This window comes from Streptomyces sp. NPDC051740, assembly GCF_044453165.1.
Taxonomy (GTDB): domain Bacteria; phylum Actinomycetota; class Actinomycetes; order Streptomycetales; family Streptomycetaceae; genus Streptomyces; species Streptomyces atrovirens.
Map to the genome: position 1 here is coordinate 1 of NZ_JBITCL010000048.1, position 10,002 is coordinate 10,002.

10 protein-coding genes and 1 pseudogene are annotated in these 10,002 nt (G+C 71.2%); 10 read left to right on the plus strand and 1 reads right to left on the minus strand.

What is annotated here, in order from left to right:
- Nucleotides 1-133: 133 nt before the first annotated feature.
- A complete protein-coding gene (locus ACIA6T_RS35435; protein ID WP_399450614.1) occupies nt 134-874 on the plus strand; it encodes an NUDIX hydrolase in 741 nt (246 codons plus the stop codon).
- 2 nt (nt 875-876) lie between these two features.
- On the opposite strand, the gene ACIA6T_RS35440 is transcribed toward ACIA6T_RS35435, so the two are convergent.
- Nucleotides 877-2,250: a hypothetical protein gene (locus ACIA6T_RS35440; RefSeq protein ID WP_399450615.1), complete on the minus strand. Its 1,374-nt coding sequence runs from the start codon at nt 2,248-2,250 to the stop codon at nt 877-879.
- Between the two features lie 190 nt (nt 2,251-2,440).
- Here ACIA6T_RS35440 and ACIA6T_RS35445 point away from each other — a divergent pair, with 190 nt between their 5' ends.
- The 9 genes and pseudogenes from ACIA6T_RS35445 to ACIA6T_RS35485 all read left to right on the plus strand — a co-directional run.
- Nucleotides 2,441-3,235 (plus strand): 2-keto-4-pentenoate hydratase, encoded by a 795-nt coding sequence (locus tag ACIA6T_RS35445; protein WP_399450616.1) that lies wholly within the window; start codon nt 2,441-2,443, stop codon nt 3,233-3,235.
- A gap of 63 nt (nt 3,236-3,298) precedes the next feature.
- Nucleotides 3,299-4,168: an acetylating acetaldehyde dehydrogenase gene (locus tag ACIA6T_RS35450; protein ID WP_399450617.1), complete on the plus strand. Its 870-nt coding sequence runs from the start codon at nt 3,299-3,301 to the stop codon at nt 4,166-4,168.
- Nucleotides 4,169-4,182: 14 nt separating this feature from the next.
- The gene (gene dmpG, locus ACIA6T_RS35455; RefSeq protein WP_399450618.1) at nt 4,183-5,208 is read left to right on the plus strand and encodes a 4-hydroxy-2-oxovalerate aldolase; all 1,026 of its coding nucleotides are present in this window, start codon (nt 4,183-4,185) and stop codon (nt 5,206-5,208) included.
- Nucleotides 5,205-6,212, plus strand: coding sequence for a beta-ketoacyl-ACP synthase III (locus tag ACIA6T_RS35460; protein ID WP_399450619.1), 1,008 nt, complete (start codon nt 5,205-5,207; stop codon nt 6,210-6,212). The genes dmpG and ACIA6T_RS35460 overlap by 4 nt, the downstream gene beginning before the upstream one ends.
- The gene (locus ACIA6T_RS35465) at nt 6,202-6,432 is read left to right on the plus strand and encodes an acyl carrier protein (protein ID WP_399450621.1); all 231 of its coding nucleotides are present in this window, start codon (nt 6,202-6,204) and stop codon (nt 6,430-6,432) included. Before ACIA6T_RS35460 ends, ACIA6T_RS35465 begins: the two co-directional genes overlap by 11 nt.
- A gap of 8 nt (nt 6,433-6,440) precedes the next feature.
- On the plus strand, nt 6,441-7,286 hold the full coding sequence (locus ACIA6T_RS35470) for an HpcH/HpaI aldolase/citrate lyase family protein (protein ID WP_399450622.1): 846 nt from the start codon (nt 6,441-6,443) through the stop codon (nt 7,284-7,286).
- Nucleotides 7,283-7,813 carry a MaoC family dehydratase gene (locus tag ACIA6T_RS35475; RefSeq protein ID WP_399450623.1) on the plus strand — a complete coding sequence of 177 codons (531 nt, stop codon included), beginning with the start codon at nt 7,283-7,285 and terminating at the stop codon, nt 7,811-7,813. The genes ACIA6T_RS35470 and ACIA6T_RS35475 overlap by 4 nt, the downstream gene beginning before the upstream one ends.
- A 9-nt stretch (nt 7,814-7,822) precedes the next feature.
- Nucleotides 7,823-8,992, plus strand: coding sequence for an enhanced intracellular survival protein Eis (eis, locus tag ACIA6T_RS35480; RefSeq protein ID WP_399450624.1), 1,170 nt, complete (start codon nt 7,823-7,825; stop codon nt 8,990-8,992).
- Nucleotides 8,993-9,037: 45 nt separating this feature from the next.
- Nucleotides 9,038-9,305, plus strand: a pseudogene (locus ACIA6T_RS35485) (tetratricopeptide repeat protein); the annotation flags it as partial.
- Nucleotides 9,306-10,002: the final 697 nt, after the last annotated feature.

Below are 10,002 nucleotides of genomic sequence, written 5' to 3' on the forward strand. Positions count from 1 at the left end.
GGCGGGTGCGCTGTCGCCCAGTACGCCGGTCAGGGACACCACGACCAGACCGTCCTCGATGCGGGACAGGAACGCCCCGCGCCGGTGGGTCGGCGTTGGCGGTCAAGCCTGGAACGGGTTCTACGATGGGCTCGTGACCGAGACACTGCCCCCCGTGGACATTGACCTCTTCGATGTTGAACGGGTCTTGCTGGCCGAAGCTGCGGAGCCGCCGGTGCCGCCCCAGGATGCTGAGGCCCGGGACCGGGTGTGGGACATGGCGGTACGGGCCAACCCCACTCTCTTCGACGGGCCTGTGGTGGCGTGTGGGGGGCTGGAGTGGACTGGGCCGCGCGTCCTGCGTCTGTCGTGGGTGCGTGTGACCTACCGGCACTACGCTTTGCGTCGCGTTCCCGGCGCCACTGCGCTGCCCTCGTTGTTCGTGAACGTCGTCCAGCCGACCGATGACGGCCGTGTGCTGGTGGCGAGGATGTCGCCCTCTACGGCCGCCCCGGGCCGCTGGCAGCTGCCTGGGGGGTCCCTGGAGCCTCCCCAGGAGGGGGCGGTGCTGGACGAGTCGGCGCTGGCCGACCAGGCCGCGCGGGAGCTGGACGAGGAGTTGGGGATCGGCGCGGCTTTCGAGGACCTGAAGCTGTGGGTGGTCACCCGTGGTGAGAACGGCAGTGTCGGCCTGACCTACCTGGCACCGGCGCTTCCCGAGGCGACGCTGCGCGCGGACTTCACCGCTGCTGCGGCAGCCGAGCGCGCCCAGGGTCGCGGACCTGAACTCGACCGCATCGCCCTGGTGCGCTCACCGGACGAACTGGCCGGTCTGGCCGGTCCGCACGCGGACTACCTGGGGCCGGTCGTCCGCCGTTTCTCCGGGTGCCGCTGACGTCAGACGCCGGAGAGGAAGTCGCGTCCCCGTTCGTCGAGCTCGGCCACGCACCGCAGGCCACGGGCCCGGAAGCGTGCGAGGTCGCCGCGCATGCGGGAGACCGCCTTGCGGGTGCGGACGGAGCGGACACCTCCCATGTGGTCGATGGCCCGGTGCCAGGTGGCGCACGCCTGCTCGATGCTGCCGCGCTTGAGGTGCATCTCGGCGCCCGCCACCAGGTCCAGGGCGACGATCCGCGCGTAGGTGCCCGCCGGGCGGGCCGTGGCGGCCAGCGCGTACTGCGCGGCGGCTGCCCGGTGGTCTCCCAGGGTCTCGTGGACCTTGGCGGTGCGGGAGTACACCGACGCGGCCGGTGGGCCCCAAGCCAGTGCCCAGAACGGCACCTCGTCGCCGGGAGCGGCGGTCAGCAGGGCGCGGGCGTGTTCGGCCTCGGCGAGGGCCGCGCGACGCTTGCCGCTCCTGGCCAGGGTGTGAGCGTGGACGACGCGGAAGAGGGCTTCGGTCTGGGCGTCGACCCGCCCCTTGGCGCGGTTCAGGCCGGTCTCGGCCAGGCCCAGGCAGTGCTCGGGGCGGTGGAGCTTGAGGCCCTGCATGGCCATCGTGCGCATCACGAATCCGTCGTGCCCGCGCAGACCGGATTCGGCGGCCAGGGCGTAGGACTGGAGGTAGTAGCGCTGGGCGAGTCCCTGCTGACCCGCGTCGTAGCTTTTCCAGCCCAGCAGGTGGACACCTCGGCCGGCGGCGGAGAGCATCTGCCGGCGGGCTTCGTCGGTGCGGAACCGGGCCCGGCACAGCGGGGCGACGTCGTCGCGGAGGTAGGTGACCAGGGCGCTGCGGCCGTGTTGTCCGCCGTGGCGTTCGTCCATCTCGGAGAACGCGTGGATCATGTCGCGGACGGCGGCGACTTCGGCCATGCCGACCATGTGGCCGGTGCGGGCGGCCTGGGTGCGGGAGGCGATGTCCTGGAGGTGGCTGAGGGGTAGGGCTGCGGCTGCCACGGAGTAGGCGGAGGCCGTCAGGAAGCGGCGGCGGTCCAACTCGTACCTCCACATCGGCAGCAGGACATCCAGCGGGTCGCTCCCGAGGGACAGTCCGATGGTGTCATTTTCGAGCTCTGGCGGGGAGGGCAGACCGAGGTCGGTGGGGGTCAGGAGGCGGCCAAGGCGCCGGGAGAGTGCGACCGCGAGGTAGCGGGGTGTGTCGCCGCGGGGCACGGATCCGCTGAGCCAGTGCTCGACGTTGGACTTGTTCGTGCGTAAGCGTGTGCCGCATTCGGCGGCGACCGCGCAGACCGCCTTGGCCAGCGCCTCGTAAGTGAGGCCGGATTCGGTGACAAGGGCGCTGAGCTGGATGTTCGGCATGCGGGTGGTCATGAGCACCTGTCCGGATATACGCGATATACCGCTTCGCCTGCCCGACACCGTACCGCTGTGCGGCAAGCGCCGGTTGACTCTTCATCAGGCCGGATCCCGGCGGCCGGTACCAGCGCCCGCCCCCGGATCTACTCCTGAGCCCACATCCGCGAACCGCATGTGATGCCCCATGCCCCGAGGAGGGATTGCCATGGACGACCAGGAGGATCGCTGGATCGCCGCTTCGGCGTCGGCTCTGCTGGCGGCGGAGTACGAGCAGGTGCCGATCGAGGCGCTGACCGTCCGGCGGCCGGGACTGCCCTTGGCGACGGCTTACCGGGTACAGAAGGCGGCGGTCACCCGGCGGATCGCGGGTGGCGCCCGCGTCGTCGGCCACAAGGCCGGGGTGACCTCCAGGGCCATGCAGGAACAGATGGGCGTCGACGAACCGGACTCGGGCGTTCTGCTGGACGACATGGTGCTGCCTGCCGGCAGCGCCGTGGCCCGGTCGGTGCTGATGCAGCCTCGGGTGGAGGCCGAGATCGCGTTCCGGCTCGGCTGCGATCTGGCAGGCCCGAACGTGAGCGAGGACGAGGCGCGGGCGGCGGTGAAGGAGGTGTTCCTCGCCCTGGAGGTGATCGACACCCGGTTCACCAGTTGGCGTATCACGGTCGCGGACAGCATCGCCGACAACGCCTCGTGCGCTCGGGTCGTCACCGGGTCCATGGTGCCGCTGAGTGCGGAGATGGACCTGGCCGCCGAGGCGCTGGTCGTCAGTGTCGACGGCACCGCGGTGGTCACCGGAGCGGGCCGTGCCGTCCTGGGGGACCCGCTCCGTGCCCTGGTCTGGCTCGCCGGTCGGCTCCACCGCTGCGGCGGCGGCGGCCTGCGCGCCGGGCAGATGGTCCTGGCCGGGGCCGTGCACGCCAGCCTCCCTCTGGAAGCCCGGAGTACGGTACGCGCCCGCTCGCCGCATCTGCCGCCGGTCGAGCTGCACGTGCGCTGATCCGCGGAGCCTGGCGCCACACCCCTCATGCACCACCCCTCCCCTTGGACGAAGGAGCGGCCGATGGCTACGAATGAACAGCGTCTGCGTGTCGCCGTACTAGGCGCGGGCCTGATCGGGATCGACCTCGCCGACAAGATCCGCCGGTCAAAGAAGCTGGGACTGGCCTTGGTGGCAGGCCGCGACCGGGACAGTCTGGGACTGCGCCGGGCGGCCGACATGGGCCACCCGACCACCGATGGCGGGATTCACGCCGTGTCGGAGGGCGGCCCCTTCGATGTGGTCTTCGACGCCACCAACGCCGACAGCCACGCCGAGCACTGGGCCGCGCTGCAACCTACCGGCACCACGCTGATCGACCTGACCCCCACGGGACTCGGCACGGTCGTCGTCCCGGGCGTCAGCAGCCACCGGGCGGCGGCCCACCGGCACCTGAACCTCGTCAGCTGCGGCGGGCAGGCGGCCATCCCGGTCCTGCACGCCATCGCCCAGCGCTGCACCCCCACCTACATCGAAGTGGTCTCCACCGGGGCGAGCGCGAGCGCCGGCCGGGCCACCCGTCTGAACCTCGACCAGTACATCGCCACCACCTCCGCCGCGATCCGGGCCTTCACCGCCACCCCGGACGCGAAGGTGATGGTCAACCTCAGCCCCGCCCGGCCCGCCCCGCCGTTCCGGGTGGCCATGACCGTTCTCACAGAAAACATCCGCCCCGCACCGGTCCGCACGAGCATCGCGACCGCCGCCCAGACCGTGCGCGCCTACACGCCCGGGTTCAAGGTGACCTCCCTCGCCGTGGCCCCGGGCCGGATCTCGGTCGCGGTGGAGGTGACCGCCTCCGGTGGCCGTCTGCCCCGCCACGCCGGAAACGTCGACATCATCAACGCCGCCGCCGTCCTGCTCGCCGAGCAGCCGGCCGCCACCTCCCGATGAAGGGAACCCCGTCCATGGACACACACCCGGACAAGCGGCCCCGGATCCTCCTGCACGACCCGACCCTGCGCGATGGGCACCACGCGGTCGGCCACCAGCTCGACGTCGACCAGCTTCGCGCCTACGCCACCGCCGCGAACGCCGCCGGAGTGCCGGTGGTGGAGGTCGGCCACGGCAACGGTCTGGGTGCCTCCAGCCTCCAGATCGGCCGTGCCAGGCTCGACGACGCCACGATGCTCACCACCGTCCGCGAGGCCCTCACCTCGTCGCGGATGGGCGTCCTCATGGCCCCCGGCTGGGGCACCTCCGAGGACCTGGCGGCCGCCGTCCACCACGGCGCCGACGTCGTACGGATCGCTGCGCACTGCACCGAGGCCGACGTCGCCGAACGCCACCTCGGCGTCGTCCGCGACCTCGGCGCCGAAGCCCAGGGCGTCCTGCTCATGAGCCACATGACCGGCCCCGGCGCGCTCGCCGAACAGTGCGCCCTGATGGTGAAGTTCGGCGCCCAGGCCGTCGGCATCATGGACTCCGCCGGCCACTACCTCCCGGCCGACGTCACCGAGCGCGTGCATGCCATCGCCGACGCTGTCGACGTGCCGGTGATCTTCCACGGCCACAACAACCTGGGCCTGGCCGTGGCGAACAGCCTTGCCGCCGTGGACGCCGGAGCGGCCGTCATCGACGCGACCGCCCGTGGGTTCGGCGCCGGGGCCGGCAACACCCAGCTCGAAGTCCTCGTGGCCGTCCTCGAACGTCGTGGCATCGAGACCGGCATCGGCCTGCGCAAGGTCCTGGCCGCCGCCGACGTCGCCGCCGACCGCCTGATGAAGGCCCCGCCGTCCATCGACTCGATCGCCGTGGCCAGTGGGCTCGCCGGGGTGTTCTCCGGCTTCAGGCGGCCCGTCCACCAGATCGCCCGCGCCGAAGGCGTCGATCCCGTCGACCTGTTCCTCGCCCTTGGTGAGCGGCAGGTCGTCGCCGGGCAGGAGGACCTGATCGGTGACGTCGCCCGGCAGCTCAAGGCGGCCACCCGATGACCGCCGCATCCCAGACCGTCTCAAGGGCGGCCGTGGTCTGCGGAGTCGGCGCGGCGCTGCCCCCGCACATCGTCACGAACGCCGACCTGACCGCACGTCTGGACACCACGGACGAGTGGATCCGCTCGCGGACCGGCATCACACAGCGGCACGTCGCCAGGGCGGACCTGTCCACGACCGACCTCGCCGTACGGGCCGCCGCCCAAGCCATCGCCGACGGTCAACCGGTCACGGTGGAGGCCCTGGTGGTGGCCACAACCACTCCGGACCGCTGCTGTCCGGCCACCGCCCCCGCCGTCGCCACCCGGCTCGGGCTGACCGGCATCCCCGCCTACGACCTCGCGGCCGGCTGTACCGGTTTCCTCTACGCCCTCGCCACCGCGGCCGGGTTCATCGCCGCCGGTACCGTACGGACCGTCCTGGTCGTCGGTGCCGACCGCCTCGCCACCCTTCCTGCCCCCGAGGACCGCACGACCGTCCCGCTGTTCGGTGACGGCGCCGGAGCCGTGGTGCTGCGCCACGGCAGCGCGGGTGAGGCCGGGGCGCTCGGGCCGCTGGTGCTGGGTAGCGACGGCACTGGCGCCGGCCTGATCCGGGCCTTCCGTCCTGGCGCCCTGCACATGGACGGAGCCGACGTCTTCCGGCACGCGGTCGACCGCATGTCCACCGCCTCCCGTCAAGCTGCCACCGCCGCCGGGTGGGACGTCACGGACATCGACCGTCTGGCTCCGCACCAGGCCAACAGCCGCATCACCTCGTTCGTCGCCCGACAACTCGGTGTCCCCGACGACCGCCGGCTCGGCAACGTGGGCGATGTCGGCAACACCGGCGCCGCGTCCATCCCCCTGCTCCTGGCCCGCTCCGCCGCCGACGGCCGCCTCAAGCCCGGCCACCGCACCCTGCTCACCGCGTTCGGCGCCGGACTGACCTGGGGTGCCACCACCCTCACCTGGCCCGATCTCCCCCTCACCCCCCTTCCGGAAGGAGCCGGACATGACCGGTGACCTCACCCGCATCCTGATCCACGACCTCAAGCTGCCCGCCGACCGGCTCACCGACGACGCCAGTCTCGACCACGCCGGATTCGACTCCCTGGCCGTCGTCGAGCTGTCCGTCCTCCTGACCGACCGCTACGGCATTGACATCAGCGACAGCGACATCAAGGAGGCCGCCACCCTCGGCCGGCTCGACCTCCTCGTCACCAGCAAGCGCAGCGGAAGGTGACCACCCCCATGACCAGCACCAGCCGTCGGCCCGGACATGCCTGGATCATCACCCCAGGCCTGCACGGAGACCGCTTCGTCGGCGCGCAGAAGTCCGGTGCCGCGGTCGCCGTCGTCGACATCGAGGACTCGGTCGCCCTCCCCGACAAGCAGACAGCCCGCGCCGCCTCGGAGTCGTTCTTCGCCCTCCCCGACCCGCCGTGCACCCTCGGCATCCGGATGAACAGCCTCACGACGATCGACGGCATCAAGGACCTCGTCGCCCTCGCCGCCTACATCTCCCGGCCCGACCTCATCGTGGTCCCCAAGGTGGAATCCCCTCGCGACATCGAACTCGTCGCCGCCGCGCTCGACACCGACGGGTACACCCCTGACATCTGGGCGCTGATCGAAAGCCCCCGGGCCTTCGACACCCTCCCCGAAATCATGCGCGCGGCCCGGCTCGGAGGCGTCATCTTCGGCTCCGCCGACTATGCCGCCTCCGTCCGCTGCGGCCTGGGCTGGGGCGCCCTCCACTATGCCCGCTCGGCCCTCATCAACGCGGCCACCGCCGTGAACGTCCCCGCCATCGACGCCCCCACCTGGGAACTCGGCGACCCCGGAATCCTGCGTCGCGACGCCGAACGGGCGAAGGACCTCGGCTTCTACGGCAAGGGCTGCATCCACCCCCGCCACGTCCAGGTGATCAACGACGTCTTCACGCCCACCACCGAGGAGATCGCCCAGGCCCGTGCCATCGTCGCAGCCGCCGACGCCAGCGGCGGAACGGTGACCACCGTGGACGGGCAGATGCGCGGCACCCCCTTTTTCAACGCCGCCCGCGCGCTCGTCGCCGAAGCGGACCGTACGTCATGAGCCCCGGACTGCCCCACGGCTACCGCCAGATCGGCGAGGACCGGATCCGTGAGAGCGTCGGCCTCTCCTACCCCGAACTGGCTCCCGGCCTGGTCATCGAGCACCGGCCCGGCCGGACCGTCACCGAACTCGACAACCTCCTCGGTGCCGCCCTGAGCGGCAACGTCGCCCCCATCCACACCGACGCCCACTACACCAGTCAGACCCAGTGGCGCCGCATCCTGGTCTGCTCCGGCGTCACCCTCAACCTCGTGGCCGGCATGACCGTCCGCAGCGTCAGCGGTCTGACCACCGCCAACCTCGCCGTCGACCAGGTGCGCTTCACCGCACCCGTCCACATAGGCGACACCCTGTATGCCAAGACGAAGATCCTCACCCGCCGGGCCTCCGAAAGCCGTCCCGGCACGGGGGTCATCACCTGCCGCACCACCGCCCACAACCAGGACAACACCAGCGTCCTGGGCTTCACCCGCACCTTCCTCGTGCCCCTGGACGCCGACGCCGCCCGCGACGCCACCCACTACTGAAGGCAGGTCATGAACCAGCAGCTGACCTTCGCGCCAGCCGATGACGGCCGGTGGGAGCAATACGACCAGCTCGCCACCCGCGCCTACGGCCACCCGATCGGCGACATCACCCACCTGCGCGAACACGCCGACCTCCGGGTCGCCGTCCGTGGCGGCCGGGTCGTCGCCGGCGGCCTCGGCCTCCTCGTCGATCAGTTCTTCGGTGGCGCTCCCGTCCCCAGCGCCTGCCTCGGCGACGGCTGCGTGGCCCCCGAGGAACGCGGCGAGCACCTGGCCACCGACATGACGGCCGAACGACTGCGCCCCCTGATCGAGCGCGGAGCCGTGATCTCCACGATCAGCACTTCCTCCACCGGCTACGCCCGCCGCCTCGGATGGGAAGCCCCCACCGACGTTCTCGCCTGGGCGGTGGCCACCGACGACCTCAAGCGCTCCTTCACCACTGAGGACTTCGAAGTCGAGCACGGACTGACCGACGAAGCCGAAGCCCTCCAACGCGACCTCGCCCGCCAGTGGAACGGACCCATCTGCCGGCCTGCCTGGTGGACCCGGTGGAAGCAGGACAAGAGCAACCTCACCACCTACCGCTTCGCCCGGCCCGGCCACCCCGCCACCGGGCTCCTCGGCCTCACCACCAAACGACACGAGCGCCACGGCACGAGCCTGGTCGTCCACGACTTCTGGGCCGCCGGCCAGTCCACCGCCGCCGCCATGCTCGCCTTCCTCGGCCGCCACAACACCCGCGCCCGCACCATCACCTTCCGGCGCGGCGCCCTCCCGCCTTACCCCACCCTCCTCCATGGACTCCGCCACCACCGCACCACCGCCGACGCCTGGCATCCCTGGATGCTCCGCATCCTCGACATCCCCGGGGCCATCCGGCTCCGCGGCTGGCCCACCGACCTCACCACCGCCGTACCGATCGAGATCGAGAACGAAACTGGCGACTGGGGCCGATGGATGCTTCAGGTCAGGGCCGGAGCGGCCGAGGTATTCCCCACCTACGTCCAGGGACAGGTGACTTTCACACAGCGCCAGCTCGCGGTCTGGTACGCCGGCGGCTACCGGTCCGCCACATCGGCCCGCATGGCCGGGGTCCACGCCGTATCGGAGAAGGCGCTCGCGACCCTCGTCCGCAGCACGGCACAGTTCGAGCCCTGGCTGCCCGACCACTTCTAGCGGCCACGGGTGTTTCCGAGGGTGATTGACCTGGGGAGGCTGGATATGGATCCGTCTCGCCGCAGCGTCCTGGGGAGGGGGCGGCCTGTTCTCCGTCGCCCTCCCCATTCCCGGCTGGCCCGATGTGATCGGGCGGGCCGAGGCCGTGCAGTCCGGTCGCACGACTCGCATCGGCATGAACGAAGTGGACATGGTCGTCGCCATGACTGAGCGCGTCTCGGAGCTGGACGACGAGTTCGGCGGCCGTCACGTCCGCCCCATGGCGGCCTCATTCATGGTCAACACCATGGCCTCCTGCCTGCGCGCCGAGTCACGCGGAAAGGCGTGCGGGGCGTACGACCCCTCTTCGCTCAATGCGGCCGGCATGCCTAACGAGTCATTCAACTCTTGGTTTCACGCGAGGATCGGAGCTCCGTCCTCGCCGCGATCAAGTTATGCGTGTAGCTGCATAAATCCCGGGCTCCAGAGGCCCAAGTTATGCACCCAGGGTGCATAAAACGCCGACGTTTTCGCAGGTCAGAGCGTCGTCGCTATCTTTAAAGAAAGGGCGGGGGTCCGGAGGGCGCGTGCGGCGCCGTGCGGGAGGCCCTGCGGTCCTCGCGCAGGCGCTCCGGTCCTCGGGGTGGTCGCACCGCTCGATTCCGATCGGACTGTGATCCGGGGCGCGGGACGATCAGCAACGGGAAGCGTGGTTGATGCCCTGTCGTGGTTGCTGGAGGCACACGCGCGCCTGGGTGCTCGGCTGCCCGTATCGCCGTGGCTGACTGTCGGTGGTCGATGTTCCAACGGGCCCCTGAGTCTTCCCGGCGGCAGGATGGTCGGCATGACCAAATCCCGGACACGTGGGAGGCCGACCGCCTGTGGGCGCGGCGAGTCCGCCGCAGGGGATGACCCGTGCGGCGGGCTCGTCGTGTGCGGCTGGTTCAGGCGGGCAGCGGCTGGGCCCGCTCGAAGCCCCGGGCGACGCGTTCCTGCATCTCCGGGGTCATCAGGGCGGTGGGCGGGTCGAC

What these genes read in the sequence shown, in the direction of transcription:
- ACIA6T_RS35440 (WP_399450615.1), bottom strand. Translation starts at nt 2,250, where the DNA reads ATGACCACCCGCATGCCGAACATCCAGCTCAGCGCCCTTGTCACCGAA.
- ACIA6T_RS35445 (WP_399450616.1), top strand. Translation starts at nt 2,441, where the DNA reads ATGGACGACCAGGAGGATCGCTGGATCGCCGCTTCGGCGTCGGCTCTG.
- ACIA6T_RS35450 (WP_399450617.1), top strand. Translation starts at nt 3,299, where the DNA reads ATGGCTACGAATGAACAGCGTCTGCGTGTCGCCGTACTAGGCGCGGGC.
- dmpG (WP_399450618.1), top strand. Translation starts at nt 4,183, where the DNA reads ATGGACACACACCCGGACAAGCGGCCCCGGATCCTCCTGCACGACCCG.
- ACIA6T_RS35460 (WP_399450619.1), top strand. Translation starts at nt 5,205, where the DNA reads ATGACCGCCGCATCCCAGACCGTCTCAAGGGCGGCCGTGGTCTGCGGA.
- ACIA6T_RS35465 (WP_399450621.1), top strand. Translation starts at nt 6,202, where the DNA reads ATGACCGGTGACCTCACCCGCATCCTGATCCACGACCTCAAGCTGCCC.
- ACIA6T_RS35470 (WP_399450622.1), top strand. Translation starts at nt 6,441, where the DNA reads ATGACCAGCACCAGCCGTCGGCCCGGACATGCCTGGATCATCACCCCA.
- ACIA6T_RS35475 (WP_399450623.1), top strand. Translation starts at nt 7,283, where the DNA reads ATGAGCCCCGGACTGCCCCACGGCTACCGCCAGATCGGCGAGGACCGG.
- eis (WP_399450624.1), top strand. Translation starts at nt 7,823, where the DNA reads ATGAACCAGCAGCTGACCTTCGCGCCAGCCGATGACGGCCGGTGGGAG.